Source organism: Salimicrobium jeotgali (genome assembly GCF_001685435.2).
GTDB lineage: Bacteria > Bacillota > Bacilli > Bacillales > Halobacillaceae > Salimicrobium > Salimicrobium album.
Window position 1 is genome coordinate 1,183,108 of sequence record NZ_CP011361.2, and the last position, 25,990, is coordinate 1,209,097.

Here is a 25,990-nt window from a genome sequence, read left to right on the forward strand (position 1 = left end):
GAGATGGAACCTATCAGAGTATTGATTGCCAAACCCGGTCTTGACGGCCACGATCGTGGAGCACTTATTATTGCACAGGGACTTAGAGATGCAGGCATGGAGGTGATTTACACCGGATTACGCCAGTCGCCGGAACAGATAGCACAGGCCGCCATCCAGGAAGACGTTAACGTTATAGGTCTTTCCTCTCTTTCCGGCGCACACAAAACCCTGTTTCCGAAAGTAGTGGAAGCGTTGAGAGCGAATAATGCGGAAGACATACCTGTGATTGGCGGAGGGGTTATTCCGACAGAAGATATCCCTTACCTGGAAGAAAAAGGGGTGAGGAAGATATTCACCAGCGGTACAGCAATGTCCGATACTGCCACTTTCATTAAACAGCTGGTACAGGGGGAGGAAACGCCGCCTCCAAACAAAATATCGCATATCGGAATAGCGGTTCAGCACTTGGAGCAGGCCCTGCCTTTCTATCAGCACAGCCTCGGTCTTCCGCTTGAATCAGTGGAAACGGTGGAAGAGGAAAAAGTGAAAGTAGCGTTTTTCCCGATCGGTGATACAAGGATTGAACTGCTGGAGCCGATGGATGAGGATTCTCCGATCCAGAAATTTATAGATAAAAAAGGCGAAGGAATCCATCATATCGCTCTTGACGTTGACAATATCGAGAAAAGAATCAGCTTATTTAAGGAACAGGGAATCAGTATGCTGAATGAAACTCCGAAACAGGGTGCGCATGACAGTCGTATCGCCTTCCTTCATCCAAAAGCGGGGCAGGGTGTACTATATGAACTTTGCGAAGAAAAACAGGAGGGTTAGTTGTTATGGATATGTTCGATAAAATCAATGAACTTTATGATAAACGGCGGGAGACGGAACTCGGCGGCGGAGATGAAAAAATAGCCAAGCAGCATGATAAGGGCAAGAAAACAGCTCGCGAACGTATCGACTACCTCGTGGATGAAGGGTCGTTCATGGAGCTCAACCCTTTCATACAGCACCGTCATCACGACGCAGGAGTGAAAGATGCGCCCGGAGAAGGTGTAGTGACCGGGTACGCCACAATAAACGGCCGGGGCATATATCTGTTCGCTCAGGATTTCACTGTTTACGGAGGAGCACTCGGTGAAATGCACGGGAAAAAGATCGCGGCAGTAATGGATCTGGCTGCTAAAAACGGCGTCCCGTTCATCGGTCTCAACGATTCCGGGGGAGCCAGAATACAGGAAGGCGTCTCCTCGCTGGATGGATACGGTCACGTATTTTACCGGAACTCCATCTATTCGGGAGTCATTCCTCAGATTTCTGTCATTCTCGGACCATGTGCCGGCGGTGCAGTGTATTCTCCGGCAATTACGGACTTTGTCGTTATGGTCGAAGAGAGTTCCCAGATGTTTATAACTGGGCCGAAAGTTATCGAAACCGTCACAGGCGAAAAGATTTCTCCGGAAGATCTTGGAGGTGCCCGGGTACATAACTCCACCAGCGGAAACGCTCATGTGCAGGCTTCCACCGAAGAAGAAGCTCTTGATGCTGTAAGGGATCTGCTTCTATATCTTCCGGACAACTACAAAGAGAAGCCGCCTTTTATTGAAAGTAAAGAAGAGGAAAAAGAAGATTTTCTTCCGGACATTACAGATTTTGTACCTTTCAATTCCTCCCGTCCTTATGACGTGAGAAAATTGATCGACCATATCGTTGACGAAGAATCATTTTTCGAAATTCATGCCAGTTTCGCGAAAAACGTAGTAGTCGGTTTCGCAAGAATCGATGGACAGACGACAGGTATTATTGCAAACCAGCCGAAATACATGGCAGGCGGGCTGGATATCGACTCCAGTGATAAGGCGGCAAGGTTTATCCGGATGTGTGACTCCTTTAATATCCCTCTCGTTACTTTCGAGGACGTTACCGGATTTTTCCCGGGTATCAAACAGGAGCATGGAGGAATAATCCGTCACGGGGCTAAAATATTATATGCCTATTCGGAAGCGACGGTGCCGAAATTGACGGTAATTACAAGAAAAGCTTACGGCGGGGCGTATGTAGCACTTAACAGTAAGTCCATCGGTGCCGATATCGTTTTTGCATGGCCTAATGCCGAAATAGCAGTAATGGGACCGGAGGGTGCCGCAAATATTATTTACGCTAAAGAAATCAATCAGAGTGATAATCCGGAGCAGACCCGTCAGGAGAAAATTGATGAGTATAGGGAACGGTTCGCCAACCCTTACGTCGCTGCCGGCCTCGGTATGGTCGATGACGTAATAGACCCGAGAGAAACGCGTATAAAACTGAAACAGTCACTCAGAATGCTTCGTAACAAAGAAGAAAAACGACCGGATAAGAAACACGGGAACATACCTCTGTAAGTTCGTGACATTAATCGCATAGACAGAATTACTGCAGGAAAGCAAGGAGGAAAATAAATTGAGTTCAGTGAATAGAGAACGTCTTCTGGAAGAGTTTATGGAACTTGTGCAAATCGATTCCGAGACTAAGAATGAAGAAGAAATATCCAGAGTACTGACAACGAAACTTCAGGAAATAGGGTTTAACGTGGAGGAAGATGATTCGAAGGCAGCGACGGGACACGGAGCAGGCAATCTTATTGCTACTCTTGAAGGAAATGATCCTTCGAAAGATCCGGTCTATTTCACCGTACACATGGACACGGTACTGCCCGGAAAGAACATTCAGCCGAGGGTAGAGGACGGCTACATCGTTTCGGGGGAGGAGACCATTCTTGGAGCCGATGATAAGGCAGGAGTGGCAGCGATATTTGAAGCAGCCCGCGTTTTCAAAGCATCCGGTGTTCCGCATGGCACGATCCAATTCGTTATCACTGCCGGAGAAGAAAGCGGACTCGTCGGTGCGAGACATCTCGATCACTCCAAACTGAAGGCTGCATACGGTTATGCTGTGGACAGCGACGGTACAGTAGGAGATATCATCGTTGCAGCTCCGACTCAGGCCAAGATTTCGGCTGCCGTAAAAGGGAAAAAGGCTCATGCCGGCGTAGCACCCGAGGAGGGTGTCTCTGCAATTACGATTGCATCAAAAGCTATAGCGAATATGCCCCTTGGAAGAATCGATGAGGAGACGACGGCCAACATCGGCAGTTTCGAAGGCGGACAGCAGACGAATGTGGTGTGTGACCACGTGGCAGTCCTGGCTGAAGCACGGTCATTGAATCCTGACAAAATGCAGGAGCAGGTAAAACGGATGACGGAAGCTTTCGATCAGGCTGCCGCTGAGCTGGGCGGAGAAGCAGTCTGCGAAGTACAAGTCATGTATCCGGGATACAAACAGAAGCAAGGGGATCAGGTAGTGGAGGTCGCCAGAAGTGCAGCTGAAAAAATCGGGCACGAAAGCCGGCTGCTTAAAAGCGGAGGCGGCAGTGATGCTAACGTAATCTCAAGTTACGGTATTCCTACAGTAAACCTGGCAGTAGGCTATGAAAATATTCATACGACGAATGAAAGAATTGCTGTGGAAGATCTCGTTAAGGTATCGGAATTTGTCCTGGCAATTATGGAGGAGGTATGAGCCGTGCATAAAGCACGGCTCTTCTTTTTTGAAATGATCATTGATATAATATAGGGAAACAAGCGTTCGAAAGGTGATTCCGAATGGAGAACAAAAACCGGCAACCGAGAGTTATTCTACACATTGATATGAACAGCTTCTATGCTTCGGTAGAGATGGCGGATTACCCGGAACTTCAGGGAAAGCCTTTAGCTATCGCCGGAAACCCCGAAGAAAGAAAAGGGGTGATCGTCACAAGCAGTTATGAAGCCAGGAAATATGGCGTGAAGACGACGATGCTCGTAGGAGAAGCAAGAAGACTGTGTCCTTCTCTTCTCATTCGCAGGCCGAATTTTGACCGCTACAGAGAAGTGTCGAAACAGTTATTTGCCATATTGAGAGAAGTTACGGAACTGGTGCAGCCTGTATCAATTGATGAAGGGTATATGGACATATCGGACCTGGCTGACCGTCATCCTCCGGAACTTGCGGAGGAACTTCAGAAGAGAATATTCGCGGATCTTAAGGTACCCTGCAGTATCGGAATCGCCCCCAATAAGTTTCTCGCTAAAATGGCTTCCGACATGAAAAAACCGATGGGGTGTACAATTCTGAGAAAACGGGATATCCCTAAGAAACTCTGGCCTCTGCCCGTCCTTGACATGCATGGAGTAGGGGAGAAAACAGCGGAAAAACTGAAAAAGATCGACGTACACACGATCGGCGACCTGGCCAACCGGAAAGAATATGAACTGAAGAATCTTCTTGGTGTTAACGGAAGCAAGCTTCACCAGCGGGCTAACGGGTTCGACGACAGGGAAGTGGATCCTGAAGCGATCCATTCATTCAAAAGTATAGGTACTTCGACGACACTCGCAGAAGATACGTCGGAGGAGACGGAGGTTTACCGTACGTTCAGAAAACTCGCCGAGAAGGTAGAGGGAAGGATGAAGAGGAAAGAAGTGGTGGGACAGCAGCTGCAGATAATGATCCGTTATAATAACAGAAAAACAGTGACCAGGACGAGGCTCCTTCATAACAACACGAACAGCCGGGAAGTTATATCCCGGGAAGCTGTAGATTTATTTGAGGAACACTGGAATCAGCAGCCGATACGCCTTCTCGGTATTACCATGTCGGAGCTGGTTGAAACGGATGAAGCGGTCGAACAGCTCAACCTGTTCACTTATGAACGGGTGGCGGAGAAGGAACCTTTATATAAAACGATTGAAGAACTTAAAGAAAAATACGGGAGCGACGTTTTCAAAAGTTCAAAAATGCCGCTCCCGTCCATCCGGACAAGTTTTCAAAAGGACTTTCTGGATGGTGATTAAAGAATACGTTTTATAATTTTAAGGCTGTTTTTATCCCGCTTGTATCTGAATGACGGATCGAACTTCGTGTTCTGTTTCGTAATCGACTTCTTGTGGGTGAATGTTTCAAAGCTGAATTTGCCGTGATAGCTGCCCATCCCGCTGGCACCGATGCCGCCGAACGGGAGATGAGGGTTGATGATATGGTAAAGCGTATCATTGATGCAGCCTCCTCCGAAAGAAAGGGACGTTGTGACAAATTCCTGGGATTTTTCATCCTCGCCGAAATAATACAAAGCCAGAGGATCAGGTTTGTCGCTGATCGTTTCCACTGCTTCCTGCAACTCCCTGTATTCAAGAACCGGCAGTATGGGACCGAATATTTCTTCCTGCATAACCGGATCCTTTTCTGTCACTTCTGTCAGAACGGCAGGGGCGATTTTATTATTTTTCTCGTCAGTTTCGCCACCTAATGCAATGTTCCCGTCGGAAAGATAACTCTTGATACGGTCGAAGTGATCCTTGCTTACGATTTTGACGAAATCATCGTTTTTCAGAGGTTCTTTACCATAGAGAAGGTGTACGGCCGCTTTATATTCCCTGATGAACGCTTCTTTTATGTCCTTATGAACATATACGTGATCCGGGGCGATACAGGTCTGACCGGCGTTGATGAGTTTCCCCCACGCGATTCTCCTTGCTGCTACCGGAAGGTTCGCATCTTTGTGTACGATTGCCGGACTTTTGCCACCGAGCTCAAGCGTTACCGGAATAAGCTGTTCGGATGCTTTCTGCATAACAATTTTGCCCACACGTTCGCTCCCGGTAAAAAAGATGTAATCGAACGGCTCGGATAATAGCTGCTGGGTGACTTCCTTACCGCCTTCGACCACCTTAAGTACGTGCTCAGGGAAGAACTCCTCGATCATACGCCTGATGACCCAGGAAACCGTGGGTGTCATTTCCGATGGTTTGAGCACTGCCGTATTCCCGGCGGCTAATGCACCGATAGCTGGAGCTATAGCAAGCTGTAGCGGGTAGTTCCATGGTGCTATGATCAGGACGCTGCCATAGGGCTCTTTTCTGATATAGTTTTGTGTGCCTGTATGGGACAGGGGAGCCTTCACTTTTTCCGGAGCCATGCGTTTTTTTAAATGAGACAGCTGTTCCTGTATTTCTGCATTAAGAAAAGCTATTTCCGTAGTGTAAGCTTCGAATTCCGATTTATTGAGATCGTACTGCAAAGCTTTCAATAGAGGTACTTCAAAAGTTTGAAGCATTCTTTTCGTTTTCAGCAGCTGCTGTTTTCTGAATTCATAGCTCTGGGTGTATCCGTGTTTGAACCACTGTTTCTGACGGGTGACGATTTCCATAAGGTTTCCTCCTTAGTAAATACGGTTCCGTTTCTTTTCCCTGAATAAGCGGCAGTTACACTATTGTCTTTCTTTTCTTACCACACTCGTGTGGAAGTGATCATGGACGATGAATGTGTCCGGGAACACCTCGCGGGCTTCCGTAAGTAACCTGACTATATCCTCTCTCTGGTAACGGGAGGAGAGATGGTTGATATATAGCGCATCCACCCCTGACTGAGCAGCTGTTTCAGCTGCCTGGACGACAGTAGAGTGATAATAATCATAAGCCATCCGGCTTTCTTTTCCTTCGAATGTCCCTTCATGAATAAGAACATCCGCTCCTTTGATCCATTCCATGTGACGCTCTCTGAATCGCGTGTCGCCAAGGATGGCGACGGACCTTCCAGGCTTTGGGGCACTGAGTACGTCTGATCTCTGAACGACTGTGCCGTTTTCCAGTATAGTCGTTTCCTGATTTTTGATGGTCTGGTAAACCGGACCCGGCCGAATCCCCATCGCTTCAAGTTTTTCTTTCTGTAATGCTCCCGGTTTCGGTTTTTCTTTTATGAAAAATCCATACGAGGGTAAGCCGTGCTCAAGCAGATGGGCACTGATTTCAAACTGCTCATTTTCTTCTCTGAAACCCTCTTCTATCGTCCGGAAATGCAGGTCGTAAGTCAGGTGGGTTCCGCTGATGCGCAGAGCGGATTCGACGAATTCCTGTAATCCTTCCGGGCCGTAGACGGTAAGAGGTTCTGAGCCTCCCTGGAAAGATCTGCTGCTGAGAAATCCGGGCAGCCCGTAAATATGATCTCCATGCAGGTGTGTAATAAAAACTTTTTCGATTCTCCGTGCTTTTACAGGTGAGTCCAATATTTGATGCTGAGTCCCTTCGCCGCAGTCGAACATCCAGCTTTTTCCCGTCTCTTCGATCAGACGGAGCACCAGGGAGGAGACATTTCTTTCTTTGGAGGGGACGCCGCTCCCGGTACCGAGAAAATATAGTTCCATCCTATCAACTCTCCTCTACAGCTTTTCTTATGCTCCATGCGATATCAGGGACGTCGGTGAAGATACCGGAACATTTCAGGTGATAACATTTCCTTAAATGAGCGGGTCTGTTCACCGTATATACTCTGAGTGGTATCTGGTTTTTTCTGCAACGGGAAGCCAGTTTTCTGTTCAGTATCGTATGTTTTATGTGTAACCCGTCTGCCGGGATGGAGGAGAGATATGAAAGCATCTTCCTCATTTTCGTTGATGTAAGAAAAGCTGTGTCGATTGAAGAGTTGAGCTCTTTGACATTCTTCAGAGTGTCTTCGTTGAAGCTTGAAAGAGTGGTTCTCTCCATTACGTTATATTTCTGCAAAAGATCATAGACGATTTTTTCTATATGTTTGTAAGAGATTTTATCCGTTTTTAATTCTAGGTGAAGAAATAATGGACGTGATGCGACCCACTGAAGAAGTTCTTCAAGAGAGGGGATGTGCGTCCCTTCGTATTCTTTGGAGAACCAGCTTCCGGCATCAAGTGAACGCAGTTCCTGGAAGGTATAGTCCTGGACGAAACCTGAACCGTCCGTAGTGCGCTTTACGTTCTCATCATGAATTAACACAGGAATCTGATCCCTGGTCAACTGCACATCCGTCTCCACTCCCTCAGCCTGCATATGCAGTGCGAGTCTGAAAGCGGGCATCGTGTTCTCGGGAGCATACCTGCTGGCTCCCCGATGCGCGAAAATTTGTGTCTGCATAACGTCCACTCCTATTCCAGTAATCTCAATACTAGAATCTTACCACGTTCCTATTTTACATAAAAGAAAAAGCTGCCTCTTCCATATAAGAGGCAGCTTATCTGCAGTACTATTGATAAAAGAAACCGGCTCCCGGACCGATCGGCCATCCGAACGCCATCCATACGAAAAGCATGATAATCCAGATGATGAAAAAACCGATGGAATAAGGAAGCATAGTGGCGATCAACGTACCGATTCCTACATTTTTGTCGTATTTTTGGGCAAAAGCGATAACAATGGCAAAATACGGCATCAACGGTGAAATGATATTAGTTGTCGAATCCGCTATACGGTAGGCAAGAGTAGTCAATTCCGGTGAATAACCGAGCTGCATCATCAACGGCACGAATACCGGTGCCATAATCGCCCATTTGGCGGAAGAGCTACCAATGAACAGGTTGATGACAGCCGCAACGATGATGAAGGCGACGATCAGTCCTAAACCTGTGAAACCGATGGAATCAAGGAAGTCAGCTCCTGTTACAGCGAGCACTTTACCCATGTTTGTATGGTTAAAGTAAGCTACGAACTGTCCTGCCGTAAATGCAAGGACGATGTACATTCCCATCGTAGCCATCGTTTCCGAAAGCTGATTGGCCACATCTTTATCGTTTTTAATTGCGCCCGTCATTTTTCCGTAAACAAATCCCGGAATAAAAAACAAGATTAGAATGACAGGAACGAGACTTTGGAAAAATGGAGAAGCAAGAAATTCGTCAGGGTTACGCAGCGGTCCCCAGCTCGGGAGAATGAGCAGAGATAAGAGCCCGACCGTAATAATTAGAGCAGCGAGTGCTCCCCACAATCCTTTTTTCTCATTGTTCGTCAAATAGTTTATTTCATCATCCGAAGACCCGGAAAAAGACCCAAGGCGCGGCTCGACCAGTTTATCGGTAATGAGAGTACCTACTATGGTAAGCACAAATACAGAAGCGATCATAAAGTAGTAGTTCATCGTATATAAAATGGATTCTGCATAAGCCGGATCGATTGTCTGGGCCGCCTGAATCGTCAGGTCGGCGAGTAACGGGTCGAGGGAAGTCAGAAACAGATTGGCACTGTAACCGGCAGACACACCTGCGAATGCAGCAGCGAGACCGGCTAACGGATGTCTGCCGAGCCCTGCGAATAGAACGGCTCCGAGTGGCGTCAAAACAACGTAACCGGCGTCGGAGGCCATACTGGACATAATTCCGGCGAAAACGAGAGCCGCCGTAAGAAGGGACTGCGGAACCGAAGTCACGAGACCCCGCAGCATAGCACTTATAAGTCCGGAGCGTTCCGCGACACCGATACCGAGCATTGTTACCAGGACGGTTCCGAGCGGAGCGAAACCGACGAAGTTTTCTACCATTGATTCGAACATGTACTGGACACCCGAAGCGGAGAGAAGGTTGACCACTTCCAGATTTTCTCCGGTGGCCGGGTCTTGCACCTGTACGTTTATAGCAGATAATATTGCTGAAAGCACCACTACAAGCAAAGCGAATATTGCAAACAATGTAATGGGATGCGGCAATTTGTTCCCTATTTTTTCAATCCAGTCAAGGGTTTTCATCAAAAACCCTTTTTTAGAAGTTCTTTCCATAGCTGACTTCCTTTCTTTACTGTAATGCTGTATATACTTGAGAAAGTATAGTAAACGAGTGGTCCGAAAGAAAGTCTTTTGCTAAAAGTCTAACTAGGAAGATTATTATCAAAACAAAGAAAATTGAAAAATAATTTGTAAGACGTGCTATAATAATGAATAACCATTCATTACGTATCGGAGGTTACATATTGAAAACTATAAAAGACAGTCTATATACGATTACCGTACCTACCCCCTACGCTGTAGGAGACGTACATTTATACGTCCTGAAAGGGGAGCCCATTACCCTGATCGATGCCGGCGTCCGTTCCGATGAAGCGTGGGAAGCTTTCAAAAACCAGCTTGCCGGCTATGATCTGCGACCTGAAGATATCCGTCAGGTAGTTCTCACTCACCACCATCCCGATCATGTCGGGCTCGTGGAGTATCTTCCTAACGTAAAACAATGTCTTGCGCATCGGGCGGCATTACCCTGGATAGACAGGGACGACCGGTTCTCTTCCCGGTACGTATCTTTTTTCGAAGAGTTTTATCGGAAGAATGGAGTGCCGGAATCATTGATTGATAAGCTCGGGGAAGCTCCTGAAAAGCTGAAGGAGTTTCCGGTGTTCACCCTTACCGGCACTTTGAAAGAAGGCGAGACGATTCCCGGTCATTCTGACTGGGAAGTGATAGAGACCCCAGGCCACGCCCAAAGTCACATTTCTTTATTCAGCAAGGAGGACGGGGTAATGATAGGTGGAGACCATCTCCTGTATCATATTTCGCCGAACCCTATCATTGAGCCTCCTTTCCACGGGGACGAAAGGACCAGACCTCTGATTCAGTACCGGGACTCTCTTAAGAAGTTATTCCGTTACAATGTAAAGGAAGTAATGCCCGGCCATGGACCCCGTTTTAATAATGTTGAAGAAATTATCAGGAAAAGACTTTCCCAGCAGGAGGAACGCGCAGACAAAGTCTACTCCATTATAGAGGAACAGCCTTCGCATTCTTTTGACATAAGCCGGAAGCTGTTTCCGCGACAATACAAAAAGCAGTACCCGCTGACTATGTCGGAAACTGTCGGACAGTTGGATTTTCTCGAAGAACGTGGGAAAATCTACAGGAGAAGTTCAAAAGGAGTGGATTTTTATTTCATCAGTGAAAAGTCTTAACAACAGAAAAGTATTAGTAACCGGAGCTTCCAGAGGGATCGGCATGTTTACTGCACTGCATCTTGCTGAGGAGGGGGCGATTCCCATCCTTGCGGCCAGGGACGGTCGGAGACTCGAATTGATCTCCCGGTTTATAGAAGAGTCTTATGGAATAAAACCTTACATTCACACGGGGGACCTGGGCCGGGAAGCTGACAGGAAGGAACTCATCGAGTATGTTAAAGAGAACCACAAGGATTTATCCGGTCTCATAAACAACGCGGGTTTTGGAAGTTTTGAACAGCTTCAGTCCGAGCCCTGGTCGAAAAGTGATATGATGATCCAGCTGAATGTGACTGCTTTGATTCATATAACTAAAGAATTTTTACCTCTGCTTGAAAGCAACGCCGGCCATATTGTTAATGTTGCTTCGCAGTCCGGAAAGATAGCTACGCCGAAAGCCGCAGTTTATACAGCGACGAAGCATGCAGTTGTGGGCTTCACTAATTCTCTGCGTATGGAAGTCGATGGCATTAGTGTAACCGGAGTGAATCCGGGACCGGTGGACACCAGCTTTTTCGACCGGGCCGACCCGACCGGAGGTTATCGCATTTCTGTCGGGAAAATTATGCTCAACCCTAACAGAATCGCCGCTAAAATGGTGCATACTTTCATTTCTTACAGGAGAGAGATCAACGCCCCGGGGTGGATGGAAGGAGCAAGTAAACTTTACCAGCTTATGCCCTCTACCATAGAAAAAGTGTTCTCTGCCCAGTTCCATAAAAAGTGATGATAATGTTCTCCTGCTGCCCCGGGGTAGTGCACACCTGAAGTTGAATAACATTACAAAACGATGGCAGCATATTATAATTAAAGGGAAAGGGGAGGATGTTATGCATATTCAGTTCACAGATGAAGCAGGAAAGCTTCTTGATGGATTAATGGCAGATTCGGGAAGATCAGTCCTCAGACTCGAGTATGATACGGACGATTGCGGATGTGGGGTACATGGAGTGCCGCTGATGAGACTGGATGATAAAACTGACCCTGCGGATATGCACGTGGAAAGCGACAGATACACTGTCGTCATGAACGGAGAACAGTCTTTGTTCTTCCGGAAGAATATGACTGTGGAAGTATTCAAGGGAGCATTTCGTCTTAAAAGTGATGAAGGAATACTGAATCCTGTCATTTCTGTAAAACAGGTGAAAGAAAAAGCGGAAGTTCTCTAATAATTCAGCTTCGGGGTATCAGAGCCGGCTCGCGGCCGGAATGTGAGAATAAGAAAGCTGCCGCAGTGCGGCAGCTCTTTTTAGTATCTGTGATTTTTATATTGGAGCGGTTTACTGATCGACTGCATCTGTTGGTACAGATATTCCTGCAGCGGCTCCGCCTTTTCATACGCCTGTATATTTTCTTCCACCTGAGCGGGAGTGCTCGCTCCGAAGATACAGCTGGCTACTGTTCTGTTATTCAGTATATACTGAAAGCTTTTAGCATTTTCCTCAGTACCGGCCAGTTGACTCCATTGTTCCGTGAACTGTTTCAGCTCTTCATAGCTGTACTCGAGAAAGCCTTCTTTCCCTTTACTTTGCACAACTTCTCCGGCGCTGCCGGAAAGCATTCCTTTTGCCAGAGGACCGCGCGCCAGCACGGAAACGTTATACTCATCTAACAGTGGAAATAATTCTTCAGGTCTGCGGTCCAGAAGACTGTACTGCATCATAACGGAAACGATGGAGGAACGCTCCAAATACTGCTTGATTACATTCGGACGGATAGAGGATATGCCGTATTCCCGGATAAGTCCTTCCTGTTTTAAATCTTCAAATGTATTGATGATTTCATCTGCGGAATCGTCGATCGTTCCACCATGGAGCTGATACAAATCGATGTATTCGAGGTTCATACGGTGAAGACTGTCTTTCAGCCCTTCTTTAATGTGCTGTGGGGAAGGATTCCATTCCCACGTACCTTTTTCCTTGTCGAAATCGTTGCCGACTTTCGATCCGATTACGACCTGATCTCTTTTACCCTGAACGGCCTTACCTACCATCTTTTCGTTTTCCCCGAAGGAGTATAAGTCTGCCGTGTCGAGATAATTCACTCCGTTATCAAGAGCTGCAGTGATAATGTCTTTCGCTTTGTTCTCTTCGGTACCGATGGACATACATCCGAGTCCCAATTCTGAAATATGAAGATCGGACGAACCGATTTGTCTTTTCTGCATGAATTTCATCCTTTCCTGTACAGTAGATTTCCCCTAAACTTATAATAGCTGAAAACTTAGAGGTGATAAATGATGAAGGAAGATTTCAAAGAGAATACGATCTCCACAGAAGAAATATACAAAGGAAAAATAATTGATGTAAAGGTGGACACGGTACAATTACCCGACGGTAACCAATCAAAACGTGAGATTGTCAATCATCCGGGGGCGGTGGCAGTTCTGGCAGTTACCGGAGAGGGTAAAATAGTCATGGTTAAACAGTACAGGAAACCGCTTGAGAAATCCCTGCTTGAGATTCCTGCGGGCAAGCTTGAAAAAGGGGAAGATCCTGAACATACGGCAATCCGTGAACTGGAGGAGGAAACGGGGTATTCCAGCGGGAATCTGAAATTGATCAATTCTTTCTATACATCCCCGGGTTTCGCGGACGAACTGGTTTATCTTTATCTGGCCGAGGATCCCTGGAAATTGTCCGATAATGTAGAGGGAGATGACGATGAATTCGTAACCGTGGAAGAGTTGTCTCTTGAGGAGGCATTCCGGCAGGAAGAAGAGAAAATCATCCACGATGCCAAAACCTCTTATGCTTTACTCTATGCCAAGCTCTTTCTGTTTCCTGAAGGGGACTGAATCTTTCAGAGTAAAGATGAAGATGGGTCGTATGACGGTTCACGTCCTCTGTGATCTTTTGCCCCGGCCTTACGTGCTCAGTGAGAATGCGTGATAATCAGTATCTATTATATTAAAATGATTATCAATAACAGATAAGAATTATTTTAATTTGACACTGAGAACGACTTTGCTATAATTAAATTGAAATAGGAAAGAGGGGCGGTTGTATGGAACATCGATTAGAAAGAATCAAAAAACAATTACACTCCCAAAGTTATAAATTGACGCCTCAACGTGAAGCTACCGTCCGTGTTCTGCTGGAGAACGAAGCGGATCATCTGAGTGCTGAGGATGTTTATCTGCTCGTGAAAGAGAAAGCCCCCGAAATAGGGCTGGCCACCGTATACCGGACTCTGGAGTTACTTTCGGAATTGAAAGTGGTTGATAAAATCAACTTTGGTGATGGAGTTTCGAGATATGATTTAAGAAAAGAAGGAGCGGAACATTTCCACCACCACCTTGTCTGTACCGAGTGCGGTTCTGTCGAGGAAATCGAAGAGGACTTACTTGAAGAAGTCGAGAAAGTCGTGGAGAGTGACTGGAAGTTCCAGGTGAAGGATCATCGCCTCACTTTTCATGGTATATGTAAAGTTTGTCAGGAAATCACTGTTACTAACAGCGTGTCCAATTGAGGGCATTGCACTATAAATCGGAAGAGGAGTTTCAGCCATGTGGGACGATTTCAACGATTTCCTCCATTACTTAACAGTTGAAAGGGGGCTGTCTGACAACACAGTGCAGTCCTACAAAAGAGATTTGAAACAGTACCTCTCCTATTTGAAGGAAAGAGAGGCGGTCACTGATTTCAATCAGGTTACGAGGCATCATATCATGCAGTACCTTTATACGCTGAATGATAAAGGGAGAAGTCCCTCCACCATTGCCAGACTTCTCTCTTCCATACGTCTGTACCATCAGTTTCTTGTCCGTGAAAAGAAAGTGGATAAAGATCCAAGTTTACATATAGAAACACCGAAGAAAGAAAGAAAACTTCCCAAAATACTTTCCAGTCAAGATGTAGAAAAATTATTGAACCTGACGGTGACTAATTCTCTCGATGCCAGAAATAAAGCTATGCTCGAAATGCTTTATGCTACAGGGTTGCGGGTCTCGGAGCTTGTTTCCCTGAAGGTCTCCGATCTTCATTTGACCATGGGATTCGTCCGCTGTCTCGGGAAAGGTGAAAAAGAGAGGATTGTCCCGCTTGGGGATATGGCCCGGGAAGCTGTGGAAGAATACTTACAGGGACCACGTCAGGCGCTCGTTAAAAAGAAGAAAACGGAAGAATTGTTTGTTAACCACCACGGAAATGCACTTTCCCGGCAGGGTTTCTGGAAAATATTGAAAGCGGTTGCTAAGGACGTAGGGGTGAATAATGAAATTACTCCTCACACATTACGGCATTCGTTCGCTACTCATCTGCTGGAGAATGGTGCGGATCTTCGTGCGGTTCAGGAGATGCTTGGGCATGCAGACATTTCCACGACGCAAATATATACTCACGTTACGAAAACGAGACTACAGGACGTGTACCGTACTTTCCATCCCAGGGCTTAACTGATACAATTAACTTACAGGTTCTGTTGTCTGACATCTTACAACATATTTATGCTTATTCTCCGGAAAAGACGGGAAATAAAATTAGCAGGAGGTATCAATTATGAATAAATTTAAAAGAGTGTTTTTAATAGTAATGGATTCAGTAGGTATTGGAGAGGCGCCGGATGCTGCTCAGTTCAATGATGAAGGTGCAGATACGCTCGGTCATATAGCCGAAAAAATGAACGGGCTGAAAATGCCTAATATCGGTCAGCTCGGATTAAGTAACATCAGAGAAATACCGGGTATAGATAAAGCTGATCAGCCTAAAGCTCATTATACGACGATGATGGAAGCTTCCAATGGAAAAGATACGATGACAGGCCACTGGGAGATAATGGGGCTCTATATTGATAAACCTTTCCGTACTTTCCCTGAGGGTTTCCCGGATGAACTTCTGGATCAGATTAAAGAGAAAACGGGTCGTGGAATTGTAGGGAATAAACCTGCTTCCGGAACGGAAATAATTAAAGAGCTGGGAGAGCACCATATGGAAACCGGTGATTTGATTGTGTACACGTCTGCGGATTCCGTTATCCAGATAGCTGCCCATGAAGATGTCATTCCTCCGGAAGAACTTTATGAAATCTGTGAATTCACAAGGGAAATCACACGTGATGAAAAGTACATGGTAGGAAGAGTGATTGCCCGTCCGTTCGTAGGGAAACCCGGGGAATTTGAAAGGACGTCAAATCGTCACGATTACGCATTGAAACCCTTCGGACGCACAGTGATGAACCACTTGAAGGATGAAGATTATGACGTCGTGGCTCTGGGTAAAATTTCGGATATCTACGATGGAGAAGGTGTCACAGAAGCGATCCGGACCGACGACAATGATGATGGAATGGACAAGTTCATAAAATCTATGGATGAAGATTTTGAAGGTCTCAATTTCCTTAACCTCGTGGACTTCGATGCAAAATTCGGTCACCGCAGAGATCCTGTCGGTTACGGCAAAGCGCTTGAAGCGTTCGATGAGCGCCTGCCGACAGTACTTGAAAAAATGAACGATGACGATCTTCTTATAATTACAGCGGATCACGGAAATGACCCTGTCCATCACGGCACTGACCATACGAGAGAATTGGTTCCTCTCATCGTTTATCACAATAATGTGAAAAACGGTCAGGAGATGGATCAGCGCCAGACTTTTGCTGATATCGGAGCAACGGTAGCTGAGAACTTCTCTGTGAAAATGCCGGAGTACGGAAAAAGTTTCCTGAAAAACATTCTTTAAAATATGGAGGTAATTTAATGAATACTGAAGCAGTTAAAGAAGCGGCAGCTTTTATTGAAGGGAAGTTGGATAAGACACCGGCGGTCGGTCTGATTCTCGGTTCCGGACTCGGAGTGCTTGCCGATGAAATCACGAATCCTGTTACTATTCCTTATAAAGACGTACCACATTTCCCGGAATCGACCGTCTCCGGTCATAAAGGCCAATTGGTTATCGGTGAACTTGAAGGTAAACAGGTGATCGCCATGCAGGGACGTTTCCACTATTATGAAGGTTATACGATGAAAGAAGTGACGTTCCCTGTAAGGGTCATGAAATCACTCGGTATTTCGGATCTGTTCGTTACGAACGCCGCCGGTGGTATCAACGAAAGTTATGAACCGGGGCAGCTCATGATCATAAAAGATCACATCAACCAGATGGGGGACAACCCGCTAATAGGTCCGAACGATGATTCGATGGGGGTCAGATTCCCGGACATGTCGGAAGCCTATAACAGAACCCTTATTGAGACGGCACAAAATAAGGCGGACGCCCTTGGACTGAAAGTGGAGCAGGGGGTATATGTCGGCAATACCGGTCCCGTGTACGAAACGGCTGCCGAAATACGTATGCTCAGAACGCTCGGCGGGGATGCGGTCGGCATGTCGACTGTGCCGGAAGTTATAGCAGCGAACCACGCAGGTCTCAGAGTTCTCGGTATTTCGTGTATATCAAATATGGCTGCAGGCATTCTGGATCAGCCCCTGACTCACGATGAAGTGATAGAGACGACTGCAAGAGTGAGGGAAGACTTTCTCAGTTTCGTTAAGGCGGTCGTGAAAGCTGTATAATAATTCCCTTTCGGAAGCAAAAAATGAAAATATAATTTCTCGGCTACACGTGCGGAGAAGTGACCCACAGGAAGGTGACTCTTAATGAGAATGTATGACATTATCGTGAAAAAAAGAGAAGGTAATATTCTGAATGAAGAGGAAATCAGATTTTTCATAAACGGGTACACGAACGGAGAAATCCCTGATTACCAGGCTTCGGCTCTGGCTATGGCGATTTATTTTCAGGGAATGAACGGAAAAGAAACGGCGGCATTGACCCAGGCAATGGTAGATTCAGGCGAAAAAATAGACCTGAGCGACATTGAAGGTCACATTGTCGATAAACACTCCACAGGCGGAGTGGGAGATAAAGTCACTTTTATTATAGGCCCGCTGGTCGCTTCCCTCGGAATTCCTGTAGCAAAAATGTCCGGTCGTGGTCTCGGTCATACCGGAGGAACAATTGACAAGTTAGAAGCGATAGAGGGATTCACTACTGAAATAACCAAAGAGGAATTTGTCAGAAATGTAAACACCCATAAGCTGGCGGTGGCCGGCCAGACGGGGAATCTGGCTCCGGCGGACAAGAAATTGTACGCCCTGAGGGATGTGACCGGTACGGTGAACGCCCTTTCCCTGATTGCAAGTTCCATCATGAGTAAAAAGCTGGCTTCGGGCGCGGACAGTATTGTACTTGATGTGAAAACGGGTTCCGGTGCATTTATGAAAACACTGGAAGACTCTGAAGCGCTTGCCAGAGAAATGGTCACCATCGGTAATGAACTCGGTAAAAATACAGTAGCTGTTATCAGTGACATGAACCAGCCACTGGGTTTTGAGGTCGGAAACGCAAATGAGATAAAAGAAGCGGCTGAAATTCTTAAGGGGAGCGATGTGAAGGACCTTCGTGAACTTTCGCTTGAGATTGCTTCCCAGATGAGTGTCCTGGCAGGGGCTTTCGATAAACCGGAAGCTGCAAGAGAGGCGCTTGAGGAAAACATATCAAACGGAAAAGCGCACGCAAAACTGAAAGAATTCATCGAAGCCCAGCACGGGGCCGGGGAAATGATTGATGATTTGAGTAAGTTACCACAGGCTGAATATCATGTGGAGGTACCGGCTGAAACTGGCGGGTATGTAAATGAGATTGATGCGGAATCCATCGGAGTAGCAGCGATGTATCTCGGCGCAGGCCGTCAGACGAAAGACGATAAGATCGATCACAGTGTCGGCATCACCCTCAAGAAGAAAATCGGCGATAAAGTGGAAGAAGGAGAGCCTCTCGTTGTTCTCCACAGTAATATGAAAGAACCGGAAGATTCAGTGGAGAAAGTGAAGAAAGCTTACACCATTACTTCCGACAAAAAAGAAGCTCCAACCCTTCTTCATAATATCATCAAGTAGTACGGTTATGTGGGTGAATGCTGCCCGGAAAGGCTGTCGAAAACTATTTCGGCAGCCTTTCCTTATCATTATCCGCTTTTTATGACCCAATATAATCAGCGGTGAAGGCGACGATTTTTATCAGATTTTGTAAACTCCTGGCCTCCGGTACCGGACTTAATATGTTGTAGGTGTAAAAAGATTATGATAAATTTACAATATTATTTGTATTGAAATAACTTGGTTGCAGCATTCCTTATATTTTTTGAAGGTGCAGCTCTGTCTGAGAAATTGCAGGTGTACTTAACGGAAGGACGGGTGTAATTGGAACATTCCACAAATACGGCAGGAATACTTGAAATAGGAGGGGTGGATGTTTCCACGTTGAAAAAGGAATACGGAACCCCTCTTTATGTTTATGACGTAGGAAGGATAAGACAGAATGCAAGAGCTTTTGTAGAAACGTTTGAACAGGAAGGTATCCCGGCCCAGGTAGCTTATGCCAGCAAAGCATTCTCATCCGTCGCCATGATCCAGGTGGCGGATGAAGAAAAGCTGAGTCTGGATGTAGTTTCCGAGGGGGAGCTTTATACTGCTCTCGAAGCAGGTTTTCCGGTGAAAAAAATACACATGCACGGGAATAATAAAAGCAGAGCAGAATTAAAAATGGCCGTGGACGCTAAAATTGGGTGTATTGTAGTAGATAACTTCTATGAGATAGCTTTGCTTGAAGAAATTCTTGAGGAAGAAAATACAACGATGGACGTACTCCTCAGAGTGACACCAGGTATAGAAGCGCACACGCACGATTACATTTTAACAGGACAGGAAGATTCTAAATTCGGTTTTGATTTAACGAGTGGGCAGGCGGACCGGGCCTTCACCTCTCTCCTGGAATCAACCGGAATGAATGTCATCGGCCTGCATTGCCACATCGGTTCCCAAATTTTTGAAACGAGCGGTTTTTTGATGGCCACAAGGAAACTGTTTGATATAATGAAGAAGTGGAAAGAAGAATATAGCTTCGAAGCGAAAGTGCTTAATCTGGGGGGAGGATTCGGAATCCGCTATACGGAGGAGGATGATCCGCTTAGCCTCAATGAGTATGCCCGGGCTCTTATGAGCGAAGTGAAGTTTCAATCGGAGAAACAGAATTATCCTATGCCTGAGATTTGGATAGAACCTGGAAGAGCGATAGTGGGAGATGCCGGAATAACACTTTACGAAGCAGGTTCAGTAAAAGAAATCGAAGGTGTGCGTACCTATCTGTCGGTGGATGGAGGTATGACCGATAATATACGCCCCGCTCTTTATGATGCCAGGTACGACATTAAAGCAGCAGAACGGATGAATGAGGAAGAGAGGCGTACGTATGCCATAGCGGGTAAGTGCTGTGAGTCCGGGGACATGCTGATATGGGATGCGACACTTCCTGATATTACGCCCGGTGACACGTTGGCAGTATTCAGTACCGGGGCTTACGGCTATTCTATGTCGAATAACTACAATCGATTTCCGAAAGCGGCTGTCGTATTCGTAGAGAACGGCTCTCATCAGCTGGTGATCAGACGGGAGTCCTTCGATGAGGTTACGAGATTTGATCTGAATTTTAAAACAGGAGGAGATACTGATGAAAAACGGTTATATTGAATTTGAAAATGGCGAACGCATGGTTCTGGAACTTTATGAAGAAGATGCTCCCGGTACAGTGGAGAATTTCAAAAGCCTTGCAAACAGTAAGTTCTACGACGGTCTGACTTTCCACAGGGTCATTCCTGACTTCGTAGTCCAGGGAGGGTGCCCGAGAGGAGACGGAACTGGCGGACCTGGTTACACTATCAAATGTGAAACAGACGACAACCCTCACCGGCACCAGAGAGGCACGCTGTCCATGGCTCACGCAGGAAAGGATACAGGAGGCAGTCAGTTTTTCGTCTGTCATAGTCCTCAGCCTCATCTCGACGGAAAACACACGGTTTTCGGTCAGGTAGTTGAAGGAGTGGAGCTCGTCGATCGCATTAATAAGGGTGACGTAATGAAAGAGGTCAGAGTTTCCGAATGACTGCCGGTAAAGCTATAACCGCTTGAATAATTTTTGAGAATGGAGTATGCTATTATCTGGGTCATTCCGGGAGGAATTCAATGCGTAAACGCAATATAAGGTTACTAATAATATTATTGATATTTTGTCTGGTTTTCGGACTGTACTACTGGTTTGGGGTAGTCGTTCAGTAGACTGGCTTTACATCAATTTCTAAGATGATTGAGGGGTCACTATGTTAATCAGGTTTAAAAAATCTTTTGAGAAAATTGCTATGGGACTGCTGTCCTTTATGCCGGAAGCAAAAGATGTTAAGAAACTGCAGGACATTATTAAGGAATATGAGAATAATCAGGACTGGCATTTATATTTGTGGAAAGAGGGCGAAGACATTATAGGTGCCGCAGGTGTTCGTGTGAACGAGCGCGAAGCGATTATTCAGCATGTCTCCGTTAACCCGTCACATCGCAATAGTGGCATCGGGCGAAAAATGGTTGGAAAAGTAAGAGATAAATATCAGGGTTCCTACTCTGTCTGTGCCACTGAAGAGACAGAAGCGTTTATAGAAAAATGTAATAAAGCAAAGTAAAAGAGCGCGAACTCCGCGCTCTCAGGCTGTCGAGAAAGTCTCGGCAGCTTTTATTTGTTTTCTGTTTTTTAATAGATCACTTCGTTAATTTGTTATAATAGCTGTAACTTATCAACGAAAGGTGATTGGATGTTTCAATCTAAAACTGAACGACAAAATGAAATCGAAATGGTTACCATTGAAGAGCTTGTCCCTGAAGATCATCTCCTACGCAAAATTGACCAATACATAGATTTTTCTTTCATTCCTGAAAAAGTCCGTCCTTACTATTCAGAAGATAATGGTCGTCCCTCTTTGGATCCTCTTGTTTTATTCAAAATGATGTTCATTGGTTATATTTATGGCGTTCGTTCCGAACGCGAATTGGAGCGACAAATTCAAACGAATGTTGCTTATCGTTGGTTCTTAGGGTTGAATCTTACAGACAAAGTCCCCCATCATTCCACTATTAGTTGGAACCGCCGCACTCGTTTCAAAGACACGGATATCTTTCAAGAAGTTTTTGATGAAATCGTGCTCCAAGCGATGAACCACCGTATGGTCTCCGGCCGTGTATTATTCACAGATTCCACGCACTTGAAAGCCAACGCTAATAAGAAGAAATTCTCAAAACAAGAAGTTGAAGTAGAAACGGTAGACTACCTCGAAGATTTGGAAGAAGCCGTAAGAAAAGATCGTGAAGATCATGAAAAAAAGCCTCTGAAGGAAAAGGAGGGGGTAAAAAAGACAAAGGAAATTAAGGTTAGCGACACGGATAGCGAGAGTGGTTATCTTTACCGGGAGAATAAGCCGGAAGGCTTCTTTTATCTTGATCACCGTACCACAGATTTAAAACATAACATCATTACTGATGTTCATGTAACGCCAGGAAATATTCATGATTCCAGACCTTACTTACAACGTTTGGATCGCCAAATCGAACGATTCGGCTTTGAGGTGGAAGCTGTAGGTCTAGATGCCGGCTATCTGACGAACCCTATATGTCATGGGCTTATAATGGAAAGAGGAATATTTGGAGTTATTGCTCATCGAAGGTACCAGTCAAAGAAAGGGCTTCTTCCGAAATGGAACTATGCATATGATGAAGAGCGGGATGAATATGTGTGCCCCCAGGGTGAAGTTTTAAGCTATTCGACCACCGATCGTGAGGGGTATCGGCATTACAAATCAAACCCTGAAAATTGTGCAGATTGCCCTCTTCTAGCGAAGTGTACCCAAAATAAGAAGTATCAAAAAACGATCACTCGCCATGTATGGGAAAGCTCGAAGGAGAAGGTTCGGTTGAACCGGCTTTCTAATGAAGGCAAGTGGATCTATCGCATGAGAAAAGAGAAAGTTGAACGTAGCTTCGCAGATTCAAAAGAACTGCACGGGCTGCGTTATTGTCGCTTGCGCGGAAAAGAGAATGTACGCGAACAAGCGTTACTGACGGCGGCCTGCCAAAACATGAAAAAGATTGCCCTCCACCTATCCAGGGTGAGATAGGTGAAGGAGAGTCTTTTTCGGTGAGGGGAAGGCGAATACCAGGAGACTCCTGCGGAAAAACGGGCGATTCGAGACCCCGGAGTGTGGGTTTTCACGAGGGAGGCTCGGGCGTTCGTCCGCGGAAAGCGAGTGGTATTCGCCCGCACGAACTGCACAAAAAAAGCTTGCAGAAAAACACGGGGTTTCTCTACAAGCTGAGAGCGCGAACTCCGCGCTCTTTTTTTGTGGCGTGGAAAATGAGTTGTGGTCCTTACGAAAATATTTGCAGCCTCATGTTATAATAAACTAGAACTTTACAGAGAAAAGGCTGATGTCCGTGAAAAGCGAGTATCATATAAAAGTAGAAGGTTTTGAAGGACCGATGGATCTGCTCCTTCATCTCATCCAGAGACTTGAAATAGACATCCACGATATTCCAGTAGCTGAAATTACTGATCAGTATATGGAATACATTCACACTATGAATGAGCTGGAGCTTGATATAGCAAGCGAGTATCTCGTGATGGCTGCTACGCTTCTTGCAATGAAAAGCAGCACACTGCTGCCGGAAGAACCGGTCGATCCGGAAGAGTTTGAAAGCGAAGAGGATCCGAGAGAAGAGCTTATGGAAAGACTTAAAGAATACAGGAAGTTTAAGTATGCGGCGGGTCAGCTGAAAGACAGGGAAGCAGAGGATAATGAAGTCTATTCCAGACCTCCGGTGAGTATAGAGGAGGGGGCCGGCGATGACCAGCAGGCTACCGTCTTTGATATGATTGGAGCTTTGCAGCGCATGTTTAATAAAACTGCATCTCTGTCTCCAAAAATGGAGACAGGGGTAAAAAGAGATGAGATGCCCATTCAACTAACGATGGATCATATACTGCAAAAAATACAGAAATTCCCTTCCGGTATAACATTTGAAAAACTTTTCTCCGCCCGTACCAGAACGGAAATGGTGACTACATTTCTCGCCCTGTTGGAACTGGTGAAAGATAAACAGGTTTCATGCAGGCAAGATGAACATTTTGAAGATTTATATATTTTTAAACAGGGGGATAATCATGGGAGAGAGTAAGCTTGCAATTCTCGAGGGGCTGCTGTTTGCTGCCGGAGAAGAAGGGATGCATAAGAAACAGCTTTCAGAAATACTCGAGATCAGGGAAATTGACGTGGAAGAATTACTTAAAGACTGGAAGAAAGAGCTGCAGAACCCCGGGAGAGGTATCCGTCTGATGGAATCGAGAGGAACGTACAGCCTGACGACGAAACCGGAGTACGCGGCAGTCTATAAGAGATGGGGATACAAAAAAAATCATACACGTCTATCCCAGGCTTCGCTGGAAGCGCTGGCTATTATAGCTTACAGGCAGCCGATTACCCGAGTCGAAGTGGATTATATCCGCGGAGTGAAGAGTGATCAGGCACTGCAGACCCTTGCTGAAAGGCAGCTGGTGGAAGAAGCAGGTAGAAAGGAAACGGTAGGCAGACCTATTCTTTACAGAACGACCGAACATTTTCTCACTTACTTCGGTTTACAATCACTGGAAGACCTTCCTGAATTGAGGGAAGCATTCCAGGAGGATTATTCAGCGGCTGAGAATTTCTTCGATTCCCTGGAAGAAGGGTGAATAGCCGGTGTATCCCGGTTCATAGAGATTATCATGTACAGAAACAACTACAGATTCGACAAATACATAACTTACCACATAAAGGTTTTCACTGTTTGGTCACAATAGATAAAGAAAAATTCTCAATGTTGGACTGCACTTAAAGATTGTTGGTATAATGGCTACGGAAGTAACATCAGGAATATAAATTGAACGTTTTCGATAAATGACCGCGTTGTCTTCGCAGCGTGGTCTCTTAAGTGGAGAAAAGAGGGAGTAGGTAAAATGGAAAGATTGCAGAAAGTAATGGCCCAGGCCGGCGTCGCATCGAGAAGAAAATCTGAAGAACTTATCAAAGCAGGGCGAGTGAAGGTCAATAATGAAACAATTAAGGAACTGGGAACCAAAGTGTCCTCTCAGGATGAAGTGGAAGTTGACGGAGTACCCCTTCAAAGGGAAGCCCCCGTTTATTTTTTATTATACAAACCGAGAGGAGTCATCTCGAGTGCCAAAGACGACCGTGGCCGGAAAGTCGTGACCGACTACATTCCGGATATCGACCAACGTCTATTTCCGGTGGGACGGCTGGATTACGATACGTCAGGGCTTATCCTTCTTACAAATGACGGGGAATTCGCCAATAAACTGATGCACCCGAAACATAAAATAGACAAAGTATATATCATCAAGACCCGTGGCATACCGACCCGCGAACAGATGAAACAGCTGAAGCAGGGAATGGAAATCGAAGGCGAATTTTTTAAAGCGGAAGATGTGAGAATTACTTCGACCGATGGGAAAAAGAACACTGCCATCATTCAAATGACTCTTCATCAGGGAAAAAACAGACAGGTAAGAAAAATGTTCGACGCACTCGGAGTACCTGTGGATAAACTAAAAAGAGAACAATACGGATTCCTGAATCTTCACGGACTGAATGCCGGAGACTTTCGCCCACTCAAACCTCACGAAGTCAAGCAGCTACGTCAGCTTGCCGAGGAAAATGTTAAATAATGTTCAATAAATTTAAAAAACACTCATGTTATAATGTCGGGGGGTGAGTGGTATGAGTGAAAAAACAGTAAAGAAAAAGAAAAAGCGACTTATTTTCCGTTCAACTCTGCTTGTAATTATGCTGAGTCTCGTGGTCTTCGCCGTAGCGTCTGCATTTCAGGAAGACGGCGTCTCTGTAGAGGAAGGCGAAAAAGCTCCGAATTTCGCCCTTAAGAAATTCGGGACCGACGAGACGGTAGAACTCGAAGATTACCGCGGGAAAGGCGTTATGATTAACTTCTGGGCTACATATTGCGAACCGTGTAAAGACGAAATGCCATACATGGAGGAACTGTATCCGAAATACAAGAAAAAAGGCGTGGAGATTCTCGCAATCAATTTGGATACTACCGATATAGTAGTCGAGCAGTTTATGAGAGAGTACCAGTTAACGTTTCCTATACTACAGGATAAGGATGGACAGGTGATGAATCTGTATAACATCGGTCCAATCCCCTCGACACTATTCATCGGTCCTGATGGAAAGATCGAGGAAACGGTCATCGGGCCGCTGACCTTGAGTAAACTGGAAGGTCACCTTCAGGATATAACTCCTTCTTCTTAAATATGGATAAAAAT

General features: G+C 45.7%; 26 protein-coding genes. 21 read left to right on the forward strand and 5 right to left on the reverse strand.

Annotation, left to right across the window (positions count from 1 at the left end):
- Positions 1 to 3: 3 nt before the first annotated feature.
- The 4 genes from mce to AAV35_RS05930 all read left to right on the forward strand — a co-directional run bounded on the left by mce (position 4) and on the right by AAV35_RS05930 (position 4,859).
- Complete coding sequence (gene mce / locus AAV35_RS05915; protein ID WP_008591271.1) at positions 4 to 816, forward strand: methylmalonyl-CoA epimerase; 813 nt, start codon at positions 4 to 6, stop codon at positions 814 to 816.
- 5 nt (positions 817 to 821) lie between these two features.
- Complete coding sequence (locus AAV35_RS05920) at positions 822 to 2,369, forward strand: acyl-CoA carboxylase subunit beta (protein WP_008591272.1); 1,548 nt, start codon at positions 822 to 824, stop codon at positions 2,367 to 2,369.
- Positions 2,370 to 2,427: 58 nt separating this feature from the next.
- Positions 2,428 to 3,546 (forward strand): M20/M25/M40 family metallo-hydrolase, encoded by a 1,119-nt coding sequence (locus tag AAV35_RS05925; RefSeq protein WP_008591274.1) that lies wholly within the window; start codon positions 2,428 to 2,430, stop codon positions 3,544 to 3,546.
- A gap of 83 nt (positions 3,547 to 3,629) precedes the next feature.
- A complete protein-coding gene (locus AAV35_RS05930) occupies positions 3,630 to 4,859 on the forward strand; it encodes a DNA polymerase IV (protein WP_008591276.1) in 1,230 nt (409 codons plus the stop codon).
- Here the strand turns inward: AAV35_RS05930 and AAV35_RS05935 are convergent.
- From AAV35_RS05935 to AAV35_RS05950, 4 genes are all read right to left on the reverse strand, one after another.
- Positions 4,856 to 6,211 (reverse strand): aldehyde dehydrogenase, encoded by a 1,356-nt coding sequence (locus AAV35_RS05935; protein ID WP_008591278.1) that lies wholly within the window; start codon positions 6,209 to 6,211, stop codon positions 4,856 to 4,858. The two genes, AAV35_RS05930 and AAV35_RS05935, sit on opposite strands and share 4 nt — an antisense overlap.
- 60 nt (positions 6,212 to 6,271) lie before the next feature.
- Entirely contained in the window at positions 6,272 to 7,204 is a 933-nt protein-coding gene (gene rnz / locus AAV35_RS05940; protein ID WP_008591280.1) for a ribonuclease Z, read from the reverse strand.
- Positions 7,205 to 7,208: 4 nt separating this feature from the next.
- Entirely contained in the window at positions 7,209 to 7,946 is a 738-nt protein-coding gene (locus tag AAV35_RS05945) for a glycerophosphodiester phosphodiesterase (protein ID WP_008591282.1), read from the reverse strand.
- Positions 7,947 to 8,055: 109 nt separating this feature from the next.
- Positions 8,056 to 9,576 (reverse strand): AbgT family transporter, encoded by a 1,521-nt coding sequence (locus AAV35_RS05950; protein WP_008591284.1) that lies wholly within the window; start codon positions 9,574 to 9,576, stop codon positions 8,056 to 8,058.
- 191 nt (positions 9,577 to 9,767) lie between these two features.
- On the opposite strand from AAV35_RS05950, the gene AAV35_RS05955 reads away from it, so the two are divergent.
- The 3 genes from AAV35_RS05955 to AAV35_RS05965 all read left to right on the forward strand — a co-directional run bounded on the left by AAV35_RS05955 (position 9,768) and on the right by AAV35_RS05965 (position 11,947).
- Positions 9,768 to 10,736 carry an MBL fold metallo-hydrolase gene (locus AAV35_RS05955; RefSeq protein ID WP_008591286.1) on the forward strand — a complete coding sequence of 323 codons (969 nt, stop codon included), beginning with the start codon at positions 9,768 to 9,770 and terminating at the stop codon, positions 10,734 to 10,736.
- Positions 10,723 to 11,505 carry an SDR family NAD(P)-dependent oxidoreductase gene (locus AAV35_RS05960; RefSeq protein WP_008591288.1) on the forward strand — a complete coding sequence of 261 codons (783 nt, stop codon included), beginning with the start codon at positions 10,723 to 10,725 and terminating at the stop codon, positions 11,503 to 11,505. Before AAV35_RS05955 ends, AAV35_RS05960 begins: the two co-directional genes overlap by 14 nt.
- Before the next feature lie 103 nt (positions 11,506 to 11,608).
- Positions 11,609 to 11,947, forward strand: a complete 339-nt coding sequence (locus tag AAV35_RS05965; protein ID WP_008591289.1) for an iron-sulfur cluster biosynthesis family protein — start codon at positions 11,609 to 11,611, stop codon at positions 11,945 to 11,947.
- Positions 11,948 to 12,027: 80 nt separating this feature from the next.
- Here AAV35_RS05965 and AAV35_RS05970 read toward each other — a convergent pair whose 3' ends face one another.
- The gene (locus tag AAV35_RS05970) at positions 12,028 to 12,945 is read right to left on the reverse strand and encodes an aldo/keto reductase (protein WP_008591292.1); all 918 of its coding nucleotides are present in this window, start codon (positions 12,943 to 12,945) and stop codon (positions 12,028 to 12,030) included.
- A gap of 72 nt (positions 12,946 to 13,017) precedes the next feature.
- Between AAV35_RS05970 and AAV35_RS05975 the strand changes: the two genes are divergently transcribed.
- The 14 genes from AAV35_RS05975 (at position 13,018) to resA (ending at position 25,976) form a co-directional block, all read left to right on the forward strand.
- Positions 13,018 to 13,575 (forward strand): NUDIX hydrolase, encoded by a 558-nt coding sequence (locus AAV35_RS05975; protein ID WP_008591294.1) that lies wholly within the window; start codon positions 13,018 to 13,020, stop codon positions 13,573 to 13,575.
- A gap of 209 nt (positions 13,576 to 13,784) precedes the next feature.
- Positions 13,785 to 14,249, forward strand: a complete 465-nt coding sequence (fur, locus tag AAV35_RS05980; RefSeq protein ID WP_008591296.1) for a ferric iron uptake transcriptional regulator — start codon at positions 13,785 to 13,787, stop codon at positions 14,247 to 14,249.
- A gap of 37 nt (positions 14,250 to 14,286) precedes the next feature.
- A complete protein-coding gene (xerD, locus tag AAV35_RS05985; RefSeq protein ID WP_008591298.1) occupies positions 14,287 to 15,174 on the forward strand; it encodes a site-specific tyrosine recombinase XerD in 888 nt (295 codons plus the stop codon).
- Between the two features lie 103 nt (positions 15,175 to 15,277).
- Complete coding sequence (gene deoB / locus AAV35_RS05990) at positions 15,278 to 16,456, forward strand: phosphopentomutase (protein ID WP_008591300.1); 1,179 nt, start codon at positions 15,278 to 15,280, stop codon at positions 16,454 to 16,456.
- 17 nt (positions 16,457 to 16,473) lie between these two features.
- Positions 16,474 to 17,289 carry a purine-nucleoside phosphorylase gene (locus AAV35_RS05995; RefSeq protein WP_008591303.1) on the forward strand — a complete coding sequence of 272 codons (816 nt, stop codon included), beginning with the start codon at positions 16,474 to 16,476 and terminating at the stop codon, positions 17,287 to 17,289.
- Positions 17,290 to 17,373: 84 nt separating this feature from the next.
- Positions 17,374 to 18,675, forward strand: coding sequence for a pyrimidine-nucleoside phosphorylase (locus AAV35_RS06000; RefSeq protein ID WP_008591306.1), 1,302 nt, complete (start codon positions 17,374 to 17,376; stop codon positions 18,673 to 18,675).
- 303 nt (positions 18,676 to 18,978) lie between these two features.
- Positions 18,979 to 20,304, forward strand: coding sequence for a diaminopimelate decarboxylase (gene lysA, locus AAV35_RS06005; RefSeq protein ID WP_008591309.1), 1,326 nt, complete (start codon positions 18,979 to 18,981; stop codon positions 20,302 to 20,304).
- Positions 20,285 to 20,716 (forward strand): peptidylprolyl isomerase, encoded by a 432-nt coding sequence (locus AAV35_RS06010; RefSeq protein ID WP_008591312.1) that lies wholly within the window; start codon positions 20,285 to 20,287, stop codon positions 20,714 to 20,716. Before lysA ends, AAV35_RS06010 begins: the two co-directional genes overlap by 20 nt.
- 214 nt (positions 20,717 to 20,930) lie before the next feature.
- Entirely contained in the window at positions 20,931 to 21,284 is a 354-nt protein-coding gene (locus AAV35_RS06015) for a GNAT family N-acetyltransferase (RefSeq protein WP_008591313.1), read from the forward strand.
- A 129-nt stretch (positions 21,285 to 21,413) separates the two neighbouring features.
- Complete coding sequence (locus AAV35_RS06020) at positions 21,414 to 22,769, forward strand: IS1182 family transposase (RefSeq protein WP_065757346.1); 1,356 nt, start codon at positions 21,414 to 21,416, stop codon at positions 22,767 to 22,769.
- Positions 22,770 to 23,079: 310 nt separating this feature from the next.
- Positions 23,080 to 23,826, forward strand: coding sequence for a segregation/condensation protein A (locus AAV35_RS06025; protein WP_008587429.1), 747 nt, complete (start codon positions 23,080 to 23,082; stop codon positions 23,824 to 23,826).
- Complete coding sequence (gene scpB / locus AAV35_RS06030; protein ID WP_008587431.1) at positions 23,813 to 24,379, forward strand: SMC-Scp complex subunit ScpB; 567 nt, start codon at positions 23,813 to 23,815, stop codon at positions 24,377 to 24,379. Before AAV35_RS06025 ends, scpB begins: the two co-directional genes overlap by 14 nt.
- Before the next feature lie 264 nt (positions 24,380 to 24,643).
- A complete protein-coding gene (locus AAV35_RS06035) occupies positions 24,644 to 25,372 on the forward strand; it encodes a pseudouridine synthase (protein ID WP_008587432.1) in 729 nt (242 codons plus the stop codon).
- A 52-nt stretch (positions 25,373 to 25,424) separates the two neighbouring features.
- Positions 25,425 to 25,976: a thiol-disulfide oxidoreductase ResA gene (resA, locus tag AAV35_RS06040; protein ID WP_008587434.1), complete on the forward strand. Its 552-nt coding sequence runs from the start codon at positions 25,425 to 25,427 to the stop codon at positions 25,974 to 25,976.
- The last annotated feature ends 14 nt before the right edge of the window (positions 25,977 to 25,990 follow it).